The 14,602-nt window shown below is 57.5% G+C and carries 15 protein-coding genes; 8 read left to right on the top strand and 7 right to left on the bottom strand.

What is annotated here, in order from left to right; all coding sequences use genetic code 11:
- Positions 1-270 precede the first annotated feature (270 nt).
- From RBB80_RS08465 to RBB80_RS08455, 3 genes are all read left to right on the top strand, one after another.
- The gene (locus RBB80_RS08465) at positions 271-897 is read left to right on the top strand and encodes a hypothetical protein (protein WP_433967800.1); all 627 of its coding nucleotides are present in this window, start codon (positions 271-273) and stop codon (positions 895-897) included.
- The gene (locus RBB80_RS08460; RefSeq protein ID WP_433967799.1) at positions 869-1,075 is read left to right on the top strand and encodes a hypothetical protein; all 207 of its coding nucleotides are present in this window, start codon (positions 869-871) and stop codon (positions 1,073-1,075) included. Before RBB80_RS08465 ends, RBB80_RS08460 begins: the two co-directional genes overlap by 29 nt.
- A 183-nt stretch (positions 1,076-1,258) precedes the next feature.
- Positions 1,259-2,005: a hypothetical protein gene (locus tag RBB80_RS08455; RefSeq protein ID WP_433967798.1), complete on the top strand. Its 747-nt coding sequence runs from the start codon at positions 1,259-1,261 to the stop codon at positions 2,003-2,005.
- 349 nt (positions 2,006-2,354) lie between these two features.
- On the opposite strand, the gene RBB80_RS08450 is transcribed toward RBB80_RS08455, so the two are convergent.
- The 4 genes from RBB80_RS08450 to RBB80_RS08435 form a co-directional block, all read right to left on the bottom strand.
- Complete coding sequence (locus RBB80_RS08450; RefSeq protein WP_433967797.1) at positions 2,355-2,558, bottom strand: hypothetical protein; 204 nt, start codon at positions 2,556-2,558, stop codon at positions 2,355-2,357.
- Between the two features lie 250 nt (positions 2,559-2,808).
- Complete coding sequence (locus RBB80_RS08445) at positions 2,809-3,126, bottom strand: hypothetical protein (RefSeq protein WP_433967796.1); 318 nt, start codon at positions 3,124-3,126, stop codon at positions 2,809-2,811.
- Positions 3,127-3,823: 697 nt separating this feature from the next.
- The gene (locus tag RBB80_RS08440) at positions 3,824-4,483 is read right to left on the bottom strand and encodes an HNH endonuclease (protein WP_433969577.1); all 660 of its coding nucleotides are present in this window, start codon (positions 4,481-4,483) and stop codon (positions 3,824-3,826) included.
- A 68-nt stretch (positions 4,484-4,551) separates the two neighbouring features.
- Positions 4,552-5,463 carry a ComF family protein gene (locus tag RBB80_RS08435; protein WP_433967795.1) on the bottom strand — a complete coding sequence of 304 codons (912 nt, stop codon included), beginning with the start codon at positions 5,461-5,463 and terminating at the stop codon, positions 4,552-4,554.
- 1,223 nt (positions 5,464-6,686) lie between these two features.
- Between RBB80_RS08435 and RBB80_RS08430 the strand changes: the two genes are divergently transcribed.
- On the top strand, positions 6,687-9,059 hold the full coding sequence (locus RBB80_RS08430; protein ID WP_433967794.1) for an OPT family oligopeptide transporter: 2,373 nt from the start codon (positions 6,687-6,689) through the stop codon (positions 9,057-9,059).
- Positions 9,060-9,361: 302 nt separating this feature from the next.
- On the top strand, positions 9,362-9,826 hold the full coding sequence (locus RBB80_RS08425) for a hypothetical protein (protein ID WP_433967793.1): 465 nt from the start codon (positions 9,362-9,364) through the stop codon (positions 9,824-9,826).
- 357 nt (positions 9,827-10,183) lie between these two features.
- Here the strand turns inward: RBB80_RS08425 and RBB80_RS08420 are convergent, their stop codons facing one another.
- Positions 10,184-10,909 carry a carboxypeptidase-like regulatory domain-containing protein gene (locus RBB80_RS08420; protein ID WP_433967792.1) on the bottom strand — a complete coding sequence of 242 codons (726 nt, stop codon included), beginning with the start codon at positions 10,907-10,909 and terminating at the stop codon, positions 10,184-10,186.
- A gap of 258 nt (positions 10,910-11,167) precedes the next feature.
- Here RBB80_RS08420 and RBB80_RS08415 point away from each other — a divergent pair, with 258 nt between their 5' ends.
- The 3 genes from RBB80_RS08415 (at position 11,168) to RBB80_RS08405 (ending at position 13,126) form a co-directional block, all read left to right on the top strand.
- Positions 11,168-11,638, top strand: coding sequence for a MarR family winged helix-turn-helix transcriptional regulator (locus tag RBB80_RS08415; RefSeq protein WP_433967791.1), 471 nt, complete (start codon positions 11,168-11,170; stop codon positions 11,636-11,638).
- Positions 11,639-11,709: 71 nt separating this feature from the next.
- Positions 11,710-12,414 carry a pirin family protein gene (locus RBB80_RS08410; RefSeq protein WP_433967790.1) on the top strand — a complete coding sequence of 235 codons (705 nt, stop codon included), beginning with the start codon at positions 11,710-11,712 and terminating at the stop codon, positions 12,412-12,414.
- Positions 12,415-12,547: 133 nt separating this feature from the next.
- Positions 12,548-13,126, top strand: coding sequence for a YceI family protein (locus tag RBB80_RS08405; RefSeq protein WP_433967789.1), 579 nt, complete (start codon positions 12,548-12,550; stop codon positions 13,124-13,126).
- A 66-nt stretch (positions 13,127-13,192) separates the two neighbouring features.
- On the opposite strand, the gene RBB80_RS08400 is transcribed toward RBB80_RS08405, so the two are convergent.
- Both RBB80_RS08400 and RBB80_RS08395 read right to left on the bottom strand, forming a co-directional pair.
- Positions 13,193-13,597, bottom strand: coding sequence for a response regulator (locus RBB80_RS08400; RefSeq protein WP_433967788.1), 405 nt, complete (start codon positions 13,595-13,597; stop codon positions 13,193-13,195).
- Positions 13,598-13,668: 71 nt separating this feature from the next.
- Entirely contained in the window at positions 13,669-14,577 is a 909-nt protein-coding gene (locus tag RBB80_RS08395; protein WP_433967787.1) for a LysR family transcriptional regulator, read from the bottom strand.
- Positions 14,578-14,602 lie beyond the last annotated feature (25 nt).

The raw sequence follows: 14,602 nt of genomic DNA, 5'->3' as shown, positions 1-14,602 counted from the left end.
GGATTCCGTGCCGACCAACGGGAGGCCCCATGCCCGCACCCACCAAGACCGGTATACACGTCACGAAGTGACCGCCGCCCGCGCAGGGCGCCCGTCCGGCAGGACCTGTCTCGCAGCGGCTCCCGCGAGAATTCATCAAAGTTACCGAAGATTCGCTTGCCTGCCCGCGACGTCGAGCTTAGGATGACTTTTGTTCCCGTATTCCACGGATTCACGGGCCCCTGTGTAGCGGATGATCGTCGGGAACGATCGCACTCTCGGGAGGCCGCCGTGCTCGCCAAATTCCTTCTCAGAACCACCTGCATCTCCGCCCTCACCCTCGGCTACACCCTGGCCCAGACACCCGCGCCTGCCCCTGCCCCCGCACCCGCAGCCGGCCCCGCCGACGGCATCACCATGGACATGATGCCCATTACTCAGGAGCAGCTCACCCAGTGCCGCCAGCAGGCCTCCAGTCAGCTCACCGATGAGCAGAAGACCCTGCACGACCGCGAGCACGGTCAAGACAAGGACAAGATGGCCCAGGGCGGCATCACCGGAGTCACAGGTGCAGCCACCAGCGCCATCTCCCGCAAGAACGGTGGTTGGTGGGGCTACGGTAACAATAACGGCGCCCAAACCGCCGCCGCCACCGGTGCCACCCAGCGCACCAATCGCAACAGTCAGGATGTCGCCAGCACCACCGCCACCAGCCAGACCGTCGGCGTCGATGCCTATCAGCAGTGCGTCAATGGCATCAAGGGGCCCGAGTACGTCCACTTCCGCCAGACCGGCCAGATGACCGCATACACCGGTGCTCCCCCACCAGCTCCGCCGCTCCCGCGCCTACACCCGGCCCCGCCCCGTAGCCACCGTGGCCCCCGCACCGATGCCGACCAAGTCCCCCGTACAGGATGAAGGCGATGGCAAACACTTCGTCCTCACCGCACCCGGCCAGACCGACGCCCGCGAGGTCACTCTCGTCCCCGGCAGCAAGAACTCCTACATCGAAGACGCCACCGGAGACAAATACATCGTCATGCCCGACGGCTCGGTCAACCGCATCCCGCACGTCAAGAAGACCGCGACCAAGTAAATCGTCTAGTCTCGCATTCTCGTCGACCACACGAAAAAGGGCCGTCCTCACAGATTTGCGGAACTGCACTCGTCTCTGCCTGCAGATCAAGCGGCAACCTCACGAAGTCACACGCAATCTGTCACGCCTGAAAGATTTGCAAAATCCCCGGTCGGCCATGATTCAAATTCAAAGGAGTTCTAGATGGACCGACCCACGGCAAACAAATTATCGCTTCCTCATCCACAGAGCGCGTTCATCGCAGCGGCTCTGTTCGCTTTGTTTCTCTTCACAACCAACCGCGCAAACAGCCAGGCGGCAGGCGGCGATCTGCAAGAGAAAGTAGCGGCCCTGAAGCAATCGGTCGCCGCAAATCAGCAGAAGCTGCATCAATACCGGTGGATCGAAAACACACAGCTCACGCTCAACGGCGACGACAAGCCCCCCACGCAATCCATGTGCCAGTACGGTCCCGACGGAAAAGTACAGAAGACCCCTATGAGCCCTCCGCCGCCGCCACCCAGCGGCGGTCGCCTCAAACAAAAGATCATCGCCAAAAAGAAAGAAGAGGTGAAGGATTACATGGGGCAGGTCAAGACCCTGCTCGCGATGTATGTTCCGCCTGACCCCCAACGCATGCAGCAGGCATTTCAGGGAGGAAAAGCCTCTGTCAACCCCGACCCGGACTCAGGCATCGCGAAGATCGTCTTCAAGGACTACGCTCAACCCGGCGACCAGATGACCATCTCCTTCAGCACTGCAGATAAAAAAATCAGCGCATTGAACGTCAACACCTACATGGACGACCCGAAGGACGTCGTCACTCTCGCCGTAAATTTCGCCAGCCTGCCCGACTCCACCAACTACGTCCAACAGTCTGTCCTCAACGCCACCGCCAAAAAGCTTCAGGTCACCACCACCAGCTCCAACTACCAGCCACTCGCCCAATGAAAACCAGAAATAGAGTCAAAGTGAAGCCGTCATCCTGGACGCAGTGAAGCCGTCATCCTGAACGAAGTGAAGGATCCCGACACACTCCATTGACCCATACGATTCGAACTTTCCAACCCAAACAGTCCAGTCGTTGCCATTTTTCCCAAGCCAAACAATCGCAATCCGTCGTGAGCCGTCACCTCGACTCACCCCAAGATTCGTTATCCCGACCAGAGTCGCGCAAGCGTCAATCTCGCGACGCAGTGGAGAAACCTCCGCATTTTCGTTTGCTCTACTAACCGCAGACATCAACGCGAAGGCACCATGCGTTTCGCAACATGACCCATCGGTCAGTGCAGAAACCCGCTTACTTCGTCTCGCAGTGCGAATCCGGCTCCGCATGCTGCTGCGTCATCCACCGATCCATCAACGTCCCTGCACACCGCGCCCCGCACAGATGCTTCACCCCAGCCGAGTGCGCATGGTGATGTTGCCACCGCGTCAGTTTGATCAGGGGCTGATCCTCTTCCGGCTTCTCCCCGGAAAACAATCCACCCAGGCCAGCCACCAATCCCCGCCCTCGCCCTTCTTATCGCCACACACGTCGCACTGGTAACTCTCGATATAAGACATTCGATCTCCTGCCGCTCAAACTATCACATCCCCGTTTCAACTTGCAGCCCCAGAAGGCTGTCCTCGCAAAATCGCAGTCGCTCCAATAGCTTGTCACTCCGTGGCCGTTGTCTGTTGTTTTGTTGTCATTCCGCAGCGCAGCGGAGAAATCTGCGGTTGCACTTCTGCCGTTGTCTGCTGTTTTGTTGTCATTCCGCAGCGCAGCGGAGGAATCTGCGGTTGCACTTCTGCATCTTTCTCCACGGAAAAATCGTCACTTCGACCGAGGCAGCCACAGTCTCATCGTGGCCGCGCAGCGGAGAAACCGCTGTTATTTCGTCTAACCGCACATCGAACGCAAGACAGACCAAGCCAGCAAAAATAAATCGACAAAAACCGCTTAATCCCCAGATACGGCGGAATCTGAACCCCGCCGCATCGCGTTCTTTACCTGGGAGGCAAATGCGATGGATAAAAAAACTGAACCATTTTTCCCACACCGCCGAATGGAGGATGGCAATCTTCAATCGATCTGTTTGACCTGTTTGAGAACCGTCGGCTTAAGCAAATCGGACGCGGAGCTGACCGAATTGGATAGAGCGCATAAGTGCAAAGCGGTACCTTATTCTGCCCGAGTGCCGCGTCCTTACAGAGCCGGAAATCGGCTCGATTGGCCTGACCCTCAGGAGTAAGAGAACGATCCTAAGTACTGTCCTGCCGGACGGGCGCCCTGCGCGGGCAGCGGTCACTTCGTGACCAATGATCGCTCTGCATGGTGCTCCCGTTGGTCGCAATCCGGATTCTGTGCCGACCAACGGGAGGCCCCATGCGCCCACCCACCAAGACCGGTATATAAGTCACGAAGTGACCGCGCGCAGGGCGCCCGTCCGGCAGGACACAGGCTCGCAGATAAGAGCTGTCAAGCCCCGAAAAGCCATAAACCATTACGGATCAGCAGCTTCCGCCTGACGCATGAGTTACCTCAGGATCTTTATAATGGAATCAGAGGATAGGAAGAGCGCCAAGAAAAAGGCCAGGGCTTTCGTCTCCAAGGAAATCCTTTCCACGTTAAACCATTTATTTACAATATTTTAGGAGTAACCAGTTTGGTATCAATATTTTGCAGACACTGACCCTATGCAAGCCATTGATAATAAATGTTTTACGTGCAGGATACCCGGGGGGAGGGGTATCCATCCCCCAGCATGAAGCACACGAAAAATGCTAAGCTGCCGGTTCAGCCTCGAAGTAGAGATACTTCCGCCACGCAGCGTCCGCGCTTCCGATCATCCTCATAATGTGCCGGGAGGTATGCAAAGAAAACGGCCGTGGTTCCCGCTGCAGCTTCATGTCCGTCAGCTCGTGCAGCAGTTGGTTCCCCTTGCGTCGGTTGCAGTTGTGGCAGCAGGCGACAAGATTCTCCCAGGTCGAAAGGCCGCCACGTGACCGCGGTATGACATGATCCAGCGTCAACTCCCCCGCGGTCAGGATGACGCTGCAGTACTGGCACGAGTTTCGGTCGCGGAGAAGAATGTTCTTACGGCTCAGAGCCCGCGTCTGGTGCGGAATCCTGCGGTACTCCAGCAACCGGATCACGCTTGGCATCGCCACCCGCATCCGCGCCGCATGCAGCACCGCCCCCTGCTCCTCCTCGGTACGCGCCACGCCCTTCAACACCAGCACCAGCGCCCGCCGAGCCCCGCAAATATTGATCGGCTCATACGACGCATTCAGCACCAGCACCGGAGTCTGCATCGCCGGCTGCCGAAACACGCCAACCCGAACCTCGCGCTCCGTCGTAATGCGCCCGGCCCCATGGCCCCCGCCGTGTCCCGCGTGTCGCTTTCCGCCCAGCCCTTGCTTCCGCATCTTCCCCGATTGCATCTCAAAACCCCCGGTTCCAGCTACTGTTAGCACTCCGCGCTAAGCTTCTCTGACCATTTCCGACTCCACTAACCAGCCCACACGGCACCACGAGAACCGGCATCCCCCGGCCTTCCATCTGCCGAAACTACCTCCTCGGATTCCCAGGAAGCCGCATCCCAGGAAGCAACCATCTCTGCCTGGGCCCGCGACGCAGTCGCCACCCAAACCCTGCCGGGCCCGGCTCGCCGCAAAACCTGCGCACAAGCGCGGGCCGTCGCCCCAGTCGTATAAATGTCATCCACCAACAAAACTTCTCGCCCCGCCAGCGCCGCACGATCGTCTACCTTGAACGCGCCCTGCAAATTTCGTCGCCGCCCCTTCGGAGTGAGTTCAAACTGGCTTCGCGTATCCTTCACCCGGCGAATCACCTCATGCGCCGAAATCAGCTTCCACCGCGGACGAGACCTCTTCAGCTCCGCAAGCGCAGCATCAGCCATCAACACCGCCTGGTTGTAGCCACGCTCCCGCTCCTTCGCAGGAAACAACGGCACCGCAACGACAAGCAACTCACCGCCAGCCTCACCCTCCAGCATCTCAATCGCTCGCGCCAGAAACCTGCCCAGCGGTTTGGCCACCGAAGCCATCCGCTCATACTTCAGCAGATGCACCATCTCCCTCAACTCATCCTCATACACGGCATACGCCACCGCTCGCTCGAATTCCGGCGGTGCCATCCGGCAAGGCGAACACACCAGCCCCTCCACAGGAAACTGCCCCGCGAACCGCACGCCCTCCATGTCGAGCGCCTCACCACAACGCACGCACAGCGTCATCGACTGCGCCTCAACGCCTTCTATACATCTGTCACATACAGGAGACAGCCCAGCTGTCAGCAGAGGCCCACCGCAAGCCCTGCAATCGGTCGGATACAACGTGGTAACCAGGTCATCCAGCACAGCCCGAGCAGCCCGACTCGGTCCTCGCCACCAGCGAGACATCACGCGCCCCTCCCCCACCCTACCAGGCGGAGAACCGGGCGGACCCCGGAACCAATCCCGAGCGCATTGTCATTCAAGCAATCGCTGAAGACTCACCTCACTCGCCGGCGCTCCAGGTCCATCGGACCGCGCCATTTCACGCAGTATAGCCCCTTAGTCACACCAGCCGTCAACAATTCTGCACCATAAAAGATGCGCCTATGCTACATCTAGGCCATGCTCAAAGTTGTCACATGGTGCGCCAAATGCTTGTTTCTATACTTGCTGGTCGCAGTGTTCGCGATCCGATTCTCATGGGTCGTTACAACACCGGTTTGGCAATTGGCTACCAGGATGCACTGGACCAGCCTGAACCGCATTGGCTACGTGTTGAGCTACTTCCTACCTATCTTTGCGATCACTGGATTTCTGCTCGGCCTCATTCCTTTCGGCAAACTAGGTAAAGCGTTGGGAGATCTCTTCCAGTCCGTTGCTCCTTCCTCATCTGCCAGGCTAGCTCCAGAGTCCGAGGCCGTACCCCCATCCTGTGGGCGTGGTTACCAGTTACCATTGCCTTCCTTATCCGTTTCGCTACTTGGAAATCTCGAGCCTCGAGCGTATTCGACACGCACCGATCTGTCGGTCGCATCGAACGCTTCTTCGGCCCTCTCTATGGACAGACCACCGGCCTGCTCGACAACAAATGGATTACAGACCGCTTCCTCTTCACCGGCCCTATGCTGTTCCTCATAGCCTGCGCTCTTGCGGCCTTACTTCGTTATCACCTCACTGGCCTGCGCAAACCTCAGGCGAAAACGGAAACAGGTGACTCGGCCTGATACTCAGGATCTCTCCAGCCTACAGAACAGTACGCTCTCCGGGAGACATTCTATACAGTTCGGCTCGTCTGACCCTGAGTTGTAAAAAGACAGCGACGAAAATCAAAGTAGCTTCGATAGTTGTTGCCAAAGCTGAATCAGAGAACGAGTGTTCGCAGGTGGAGGGTTCCGTAAACCAACTTCAATTCTTCGTCGACAGTCCGGCTTTTCGAGAAGTATCAAACTCCAATTGTGTTGATTGGTTCCGAGCAGCGCGACGTTGACCTAAGACCGGGTTTGCGACACCTCCCCACGATCCCAAATTCAAACCGGCCAACTTCAAAGCAAAAAGACTCAACCTACACCCCCGCTGATACACTCCATCGAAGCCAAAACAAAGCTCGAGCAAGCCGGAGACGCACCACCATGGCAACATCTACACCGACCAAGCCGACCTTCAAACCGTTCGTCCCCGCCACAGAAACCCGACCGGAGCTCTCTGCCCGCGCGCTCATCCTCGGCGCTGTCTTCGGCGTCCTCTTCGGAGCTGTCACCGTTTACGTCGGTCTCCGTGCTGGTCTCACGGTCGCCGCATCAATTCCCATTTCAGTCCTGTCCATCTCCATCCTGCGAGCCTTCGGCAAAGCGAGCATCCTCGAAAACAACATCGTTCAAAGTACAGGTAACGCGGGACAGTCGATCGCCTCGGGCGTCATCTTCACGCTCCCAGCTTTGATCTTCCTCGGCTTCGACCTCGAGGCTTCTCGTATCTTTGCCCTCGCCCTCTTCGGCGGATGGCTCGGTGTTCTCTTTATGATTCCCCTTCGCCGCCAGCTCATCGTGGAAGAACACGACAACCTGATCTATCCCGAAGGTACAGCTTGCGCCGATGTTCTCATCGCCGGTGAACGCGGCGGCTCATTCGCCTCTCGGGTCTTCCTCGGCCTCGGTCTTGGCGGCGTCTACACCCTCTTCCAGAATGACAACCTCTTCGCACTGTGGCCCAGTCAGCCCGACTATCAGCCTGATCTCGGCGCCCAGCACCTTCTCAAAGGCTCAGCCATCCGTGCTGACTGCACTCCCGAATATCTCGGCGTCGGCTATATCATCGGCATCCGCGTCGCCGCCATTATGCTCGCCGGTGGAGTCTTTTCGTGGCTGGTCCTCATGCCTGCGATTTACTTCTTCGGCTCGCACCTCTCTACCCCACTCTACCCCGGCACCATCCTCATCACGCAGATGTCTCCCTCCGATCTCTGGCGAACCTACGTCCGCCCCATGGGAGCCGGCGGAGTCGCCGCCGCCGGTCTCATCACCCTCCTCCGTACCCTGCCCACCATCGTCGGAGCACTCACCCAAGGATTTAGGAAGACCGGCACAGGTAAATCCGCTGTTTCGCAACCCTCTCGCACGGAACACGATCTCCCTCCCATCGTGGTCTTTGGCGGCTCCTTACTCCTCATCCTGCTGATGTTTCTATTCCTGCAGTTCAAGCCGATCCCCGGTGCCCAGGTTGGAGCACTTGCTAACATCGCCGCTGCTCTTCTGGTGGTCGTCTTCGGCTTCCTCTTTGTCACCGTCAGCGCGCGCATTGTAGGGATCGTTGGCTCGTCAGCCTCGCCCGTCTCTGGCATGACTATCGCGACTCTCATGGCAACTGCCGCCATCTTCTTGGGCAAAGGCTGGACTGCTCCAGCCTTCGGAGCGCTGGCAATCACGATTGGCGGAGTCGTATGCATCGCCGCCTCGAATGCAGGAGACACCTCGCAGGATCTGAAGACCGGCTACCTCATCGGTGCAACGCCGTGGAAGCAACAGATCGCAATTATGATTGGCGTCATTGTCTCGATCTTTTCGATCGGCGCAACGCTTAACGCGATGAATAAAGGTCTTGAGACCTTTCAGCGTCTCCCGAAACCAATCGTCTTCTCGCTGGATCGTTTGCCGGACGGAGTCCAGAACAACGGTCACTTCGCGGGTAGCGACAAGATCACTCTCACTTCTCACAATGCCGACAACCAGGCAAAAGAGGAGCTTTCGAACGCTAAGGAATATGTGCTTCTCAATGCAATTGGGTCCACGACGCTCGATGACGGAAAGTATCTCTATAATCCGACGACCGGTCAGATCGAAGTCCAGTGGATACAGGGTATTGGCAGCGAGAAGGCGGCAGCTCCGCAGGGGCGTCTGATGGCGACTGTCATCAATGGCATCCTTAGCCGCAAACTACCTTGGGCTCTTGTCTTGCTGGGGGTTGCCATCGTGGTTGTTGTTGAGCTTCTTGGCGTTCGTTCTCTCACCTTTGCAGTGGGCGCATACCTCAGCATCGCTACTACCTTGGCGATCTTCGTGGGCGGCGTCGTGCGTTGGATGGTGGATCGCGCTATGCTTCGCCACGCGGCGGAGAAGGCACGGCTTGAACACGATGCTTCTTTGGCCCTTTGGCATTCGGACCGGGATACGTGGCTGGCTCAACATCCCGACTTTGACCCAACTAATCCTGCACATGCCGATACCAGCGGTCTTCCTATCTTCACTAACATCACGGCGCGCGATGTGACTATTGAATCTGAGGTTTCTCCGGGATCGCTGTACGCTTCGGGGCTGATTGCGGCTGGTGGAATCGTTGGATTGCTGGGGGTTTGCGTGAAACTCTATGAAGCTGCTACTGACAGGTCGATTCCGCGCTTTAGCGGACGTAATCCTCTGCACCACGATCCGGTCAGCGTCGTGATGTTTGCGTTGCTGGCGTTTTCGCTCTACTACTTCGCACGGAAACCGCTTCAGAGTGAGGGTTGATTTTTGGTTTTTGCGGAGAAAAATTTCTCCACGTGGTGAAAGGGGCTTTTTGCAGGGGTTTTTGATTTTCAGGGGTGTTTCTGGATGGTAAATCGTGGTGTAGTTGTGGTGATTTGCGTGGCTGACGTGGTGTTTTGACCGTCACTTTTCGGGAGCGAAAAAACACGCCAGCTTTTTGGACTTTATTTTTGGGCGTCAGCCGTCGAGTGCATCTTTTTCGGGTTCGCACTGGGGCGGGGCGGCTGGCGGTACTTCCAGGGGTGTCATGCTGGCCGTTAGGATCGTTGAAGGAGATTGCAGAGATGAGTCATGTGCTGGTTATCTTTCAGGCCGATACGGAGCATACGGAGCAGCTTGCACTGGCGGTCGGTGTGGGTGCGGTAGAGGCTGAGGCGGGCATTCGATTGCGACGTCTGAGGAAGCCTGGCGCGGTGGAGGTGGGGCATAAGGGTTACGGAACGCTGAGGGAGGCGGATCTGCTGTGGGCCGATACCGTTGTGGTCGGGTTCGAGGATGAACGATCAGAGACGGAGGAGGTAAACGGATTGCTTGCGGTCCTGGCGGGATTGGATCCGGGACAGATGGTGGGAAAGACCGCCTGGACCTTCGGTATTTCTCCGTCAAAGACAGAGGCGCAAAGAGTTGTAGACGAGGCTTTGCTGGCGGCTGGTATCACGCCGTCAGATGCGGTGGTTTCGGAAGAAGTGGCGGACGCAATGGAGCGGATGAAAGAGATCGGACGCCGGCTTGGCCGTCAACCGGTTTGAGGAGCCGGTCAGCAGCTGCAATGAGCTCGCGGCTGCAACCCGCTCAAGGGTGCAACTAGAGCGGATTTGCTGTTGGTGTAGAGGAAGGCAAACGCAGATTTCCTTCGGGAATGACAACAAGAAGGACAGGCAACAGCAAGAACAAGTGCAACGGCAAACGCAGATTCTCCTTCGGGAATGACAACCAAAGGACAGGCAACGGCAAGAACAAGTGCAACGGCAAACGCAGATTCTCCTTCGGGAATGACAACCAAAAGGACAGGCAACAGCAAGAACAAGTACGACGGCAAACGCAGATTTCCTTCGGGAATGACAAACAGAAGGGCACGGCAGACTCTACGCCACTGCTACTTTGCTCTAGAGGAGCGATCTAACGGTGAGGACGTTCTCTGCCGGAGTTCTTGCCGGAGCCCGGATCGCGCGGATCTTACAGGCGTGCTGCATATCGATTTGCCGGGCGTAGTCGGAGTCCTGAGCGAGGTGGATTCCGTAGATTGTGAAGGTCTGGAAGCCGGGGACCTGGACACTCAGGGAATAGATTCCGTCGGGGAGCTTGTGAAACTCGTAGCTTCCATCGCTTCCGGTTCGCGTTCTGAAGACAGCTTCGGTTCTCTGATTGACGACAACGACTCTGGCGTCCTGGATGGTTGAGCCTTCCCGGTCGTCTACCGTTCCCCGAATGCGGGGCGAGAGGTTTGCTGCGCTTGAGGATGGGATGGCAGAGAGAGAAAAGAGTAAGGCGACCGCCAACAAGCAGGACACCAACAATCCATTGCGTTCTCTTTTGATCGTAGGGATCGGAATCGTCACGAGGATTGCGAGAGCCAGGCAGAGGCGATAGATCGAGGCGTTAGCGGGATGCAAGGAAGCAAGATGAAGAACGACGGAATTATCGGCTGCGCCGTGAAACGACAACAGAAGAGCAGACCAAGGTAGCGGTGATAGCACCGATAGCAGAAACACCGCCGCACAAAAGATCAGCAAGGGTACGGGCAGAGCAATCAGCGACAGAAACGGTAGAAGCATCAGCACTGGAAAGCCTCCTGTGGGCGGCATATAGGAGGTTGCCTGAGACGCGCCCATAGATCATCGATCTCTCAACTCAACTTAGGGCCGCATGGTCGGGATTCCAATGGCCACCCCCGAAAATCTTCACATAGCCACTCCGGAAGCACGACGAGAAGATGATTGGTCCGTCCAGTCATCTTCAGCGAAGCTAAAGGTGCGCCGTCTTTAGACCGCTAATCTTATGAGTACAAGCAAGATAGAGGAGGGGATGGAGGTTTTGAATCTTATCTCGATGTCGAGATATCTTATATCGTAGGAGTTGAGGAGGCTGAGATGACAGATGAGCGAAATATAGTTTCGGCCCCTCGACTCTGGTTGGTTCTGGCTCGGGCCCATGGTTCCATCGTCGATTTCATCGAGGGCGCTATCACGGCCCAGGGATTGGGAATCAGTGACTTCATGGTGATGGAGGTCTTGCTGCACAAAGGGCCGTTGACGATCTCCGTGATTGGGGAGAAGGTGCTGCTGGCGAGCGCTTCCATGACGTCAGCGATCGATCGGCTGGAGAAGCGCAGCCTGGTGCGGCGGAGAAGCTGTAACTCGGACCGGCGGATTCGTCTGGTCGAGCTTACCGCGGAGGGTAAGAGTTTTATCGAAGAGATCTATGCGCGGCATGAGAAGGATCTGGAGTTTGTGATGGCCGGACTCTCCGAGGAGGAGCGCAGGACGATGTATGAGGGGTTGAAGACGGTTGGGCTGGCGGCGAAGTCCGCGGTTCCGACGCAGAAGCGCAAGACCGCTTGACGCACCAAAGCTGGATGCAGGACACACGGCCCTAAGCAATGAGCCGGTGAAGAAGTAAGAAAGGAAGCATTATGTTGACTGTTCGGAAGAGTAAAGAAAGAGGCCATGCAGATCACGGATGGCTGGATTCACACCACACGTTTTCCTTCGCCAACTATCATGACCCGAAGCATATGGGGTATCGGTCGCTGCGGGTGATTAATGAGGATCGCGTGGCCGAGGGGCGTGGATTTGGAGCGCATGCGCACCGCGATATGGAGATTCTGAGCTATGTGCTGAAGGGCAAGCTCGCCCACAAGGACAGCATGGGTCACGTGGAGGTGCTGGGGCCGAACGAGATTCAGAAGATGTCGGCCGGCAGCGGCGTGGTGCATAGCGAGTTCAACGGGTCGGAGACGGAGCCGGTTCACTTTCTGCAGATCTGGATTGAGCCGAAGAGCCGGGGCACGCAGCCGAGCTATGAGCAGTTGAAGTTCGAGGCGGAGGAGAAGCTGGACCGCTTCAAGCTGCTGGCTTCGCCGACGCCTGCGACCGGAGCGGCAACGATCAACCAGGACACGAGCGTGTCGGTTGCAGAGTTGACGCCGGGCAAACAGATTACCTATCCGCTGGGCAGCAAGCGCCATGCGTGGCTGCATGTGATCCACGGAGAGGTGACGGTGAACGGCAAAGCGCTGGAGACGGGCGATGCTGTTGCAGTCGATAACGAAGAGGCGCTTGAAGTAAGCGGGCAGGGAAAGGCTAATAGCGAGATACTGTTGTTCGATCTTGCATAACCCATTCGCGGTACCTGACAGCGGGCTAATAAATTTCTACACAAATGCAACGGTGACCGGCACATATCTTTGCGCCGTTCACCATAACAAAGACATCTCACAGTAGCCTTACCCATTTCCGAGGAGAACAATTATGAACCGTCGCATCTTTACCGCCGCCCTCTCTGCCCTGCTCCTGACCGGAGTCAGCGCGTTCGGCCAGAGCTCAACCTGGACGATCGACAAGAACCATACCCAGGTGAATTTCGCAATCCAGCATATGGGAGTCAGCACGGTTCGCGGGTCGATCAGCGGTGTGACCGGCACGATCGTGTGGGACGACAAGAACCCCAGCAAGTCGACCGTGGAAGCAACGATGGACGCGACGACTGTGTCGACGAACAACGACAACCGCGACAAGGACCTGAAGTCTGCCAACTTCTTCAATGTCGAGAAGTTTCCGACGCTGACCTTCAAGTCGACCTCGGTGTCGGGCGCGAACGGGAAGCTGCAGGTTGTCGGCGATCTGACGCTCGCGGGTGTGACCAAGAGTGTAACGCTGGCTGTCGATGGACCAACCGCTCCGCAGAAGGGCATGGGCGGCAAGACTGTGATCGGCCTTTCGGCTACCGGGACGCTGAAGCGTAGTGACTTCAACTTCGGTTCGAAGTATGCCGCGCCTATTCTGGGCGACGACGTTCAGTTCACAATCGACATCGAAGCGAACAAATAAGCAATAGCACGACGGCCCTCCACTTCGCGGAAGATTGCGGAGTGGAGGGCTTTTCGTTTGGCTGGATTACGAGAGAGTTTCGCGGCTGAGCTGTTCGTTGCGTCTTTCGATGGCGGCCGAGGCCTCGGGTTTCAGACCGCGAAGGATCTCGAGAAGCTTTGCAGGATCGAAGGATTCGAGCTGATAGTCGGCTGAGGGACAGACATTGGAGCCGGGGGTGGTGATTACGATGACAGGAACCTTCGGCTGAAGGGCTTTGATCTTGTCGGAAACTTCTTCGCAGGACAGGTCGTCGAGACCACCGTCAAGTACGACGCCGCTGACGGCTGGAAATCTAGTGAAGACCTCGAGGGCTTCCTTGCCGCTGTAGGCTGTGAGGACGTTGAACTTCGCAGTTTCGATTACCAGCTTGCGGGTCGAGATGCTGCCGGGGAACTCCCGGTCGATGACGAGGAAGCATGGTCTGATCATGGACAGCATTAGACACTAAAAGTACCGCAGAAGACGATTCGGAACGGGCTTGAGAGCCCGGAGTACGCGGTTCAGAGGCCGTGAGTGCGCTGGATGCGATCCTTGTTCTCTCGAACCAGACGGAGGAAGTTCTGTTGGATTGGGTCTTCATTTTGGGGGTTCCAGGCCACGGATAGTCCCATGTAGAGGTTTTGCGGCACAAGCGGGGAGATGACGACTCCGGGAGGACGGAGGTATCGGACCCCCGAGGGAACAAGGGCGACGCCTTCGCCGGATTCGACCAGAGTGAGGACGCCGGACCAGGTTGAGGAGGTGTTGACGATATTGGGCGAGAAGCCTGCCGTAGAGCAGAGAGCTACGATGCCGTCGAAGAGTGCTGTCGTCATCTGGCGATCGCAGAGGACGAAGCGTTCGGTGACCAGGGAGCCGATCGAGATGGGTTTGCCCGCAAGGGGATGGTCGCGGGGAAGAACGACGACGACGGGGTCGCGATAGAGCAGCTCGGCGCGGAGGGTCTGGTCGAAGGGAGGCTCGAGGGGGCGGGCGAAGGCGATGTCGATCTTACCGGTGAGGAGGGCTTCCATCTGCTCGGGCGTGCGCATCTCATAGAGCGAGAGCTTGATATTGGGGTGGAGTTTGCGGTAGTCGCGGATGATGCGGGCGAAGAAACCGCCGGCGCCCCAGAGGAAGAATCCGATGTTGAGGGATCCGACTTGTCCGAGGAGGGAGCTTTGGGTGATTTCGAGGGCTCGGTCGGCGGCTGCGAGAGTTTTACGAGCTTCGGCGAGAAATATCTGGCCCTGGGGGGTGAGGCGGGTTCGGCCTGGGCTGCGGTTGAGAAGCTGGCCGCCGACTTCGCGTTCCAGATCTGCAATCTGCTCGCTGATGGCTGATTGGGATACATGCAGACGACGGCCTGCCTCGCTGAAGGTGCCGTGCTCGGCAACCGCACAGAGATAACGCAAGTGTCTCAGTTCCATGAAGGTTTATCCCTCTGCTGTCAGG

It is taken from the genome of Tunturiibacter gelidiferens, assembly GCF_051013345.1.
In the GTDB taxonomy this organism is placed as follows: domain Bacteria; phylum Acidobacteriota; class Terriglobia; order Terriglobales; family Acidobacteriaceae; genus Edaphobacter; species Edaphobacter gelidiferens_A.
Note: the sequence above shows the minus strand (reverse complement) of the source record. Positions and strands in the feature narration are given on the sequence as shown.

Excerpts from the sequence above, each read along its gene's own strand:
- RBB80_RS08460 (WP_433967799.1), top strand. The coding sequence starts at position 869 with ATGCCGACCAAGTCCCCCGTACAGGATGAAGGCGATGGCAAACACTTC.
- RBB80_RS08455 (WP_433967798.1), top strand. The coding sequence starts at position 1,259 with ATGGACCGACCCACGGCAAACAAATTATCGCTTCCTCATCCACAGAGC.
- RBB80_RS08440 (WP_433969577.1), bottom strand. The coding sequence starts at position 4,483 with ATGCAATCGGGGAAGATGCGGAAGCAAGGGCTGGGCGGAAAGCGACAC.
- RBB80_RS08435 (WP_433967795.1), bottom strand. The coding sequence starts at position 5,463 with ATGTCTCGCTGGTGGCGAGGACCGAGTCGGGCTGCTCGGGCTGTGCTG.
- RBB80_RS08430 (WP_433967794.1), top strand. The coding sequence starts at position 6,687 with ATGGCAACATCTACACCGACCAAGCCGACCTTCAAACCGTTCGTCCCC.
- RBB80_RS08425 (WP_433967793.1), top strand. The coding sequence starts at position 9,362 with ATGAGTCATGTGCTGGTTATCTTTCAGGCCGATACGGAGCATACGGAG.
- RBB80_RS08420 (WP_433967792.1), bottom strand. The coding sequence starts at position 10,909 with ATGGGCGCGTCTCAGGCAACCTCCTATATGCCGCCCACAGGAGGCTTT.
- RBB80_RS08415 (WP_433967791.1), top strand. The coding sequence starts at position 11,168 with ATGACAGATGAGCGAAATATAGTTTCGGCCCCTCGACTCTGGTTGGTT.
- RBB80_RS08410 (WP_433967790.1), top strand. The coding sequence starts at position 11,710 with ATGTTGACTGTTCGGAAGAGTAAAGAAAGAGGCCATGCAGATCACGGA.
- RBB80_RS08405 (WP_433967789.1), top strand. The coding sequence starts at position 12,548 with ATGAACCGTCGCATCTTTACCGCCGCCCTCTCTGCCCTGCTCCTGACC.
- RBB80_RS08400 (WP_433967788.1), bottom strand. The coding sequence starts at position 13,597 with ATGATCAGACCATGCTTCCTCGTCATCGACCGGGAGTTCCCCGGCAGC.
- RBB80_RS08395 (WP_433967787.1), bottom strand. The coding sequence starts at position 14,577 with ATGGAACTGAGACACTTGCGTTATCTCTGTGCGGTTGCCGAGCACGGC.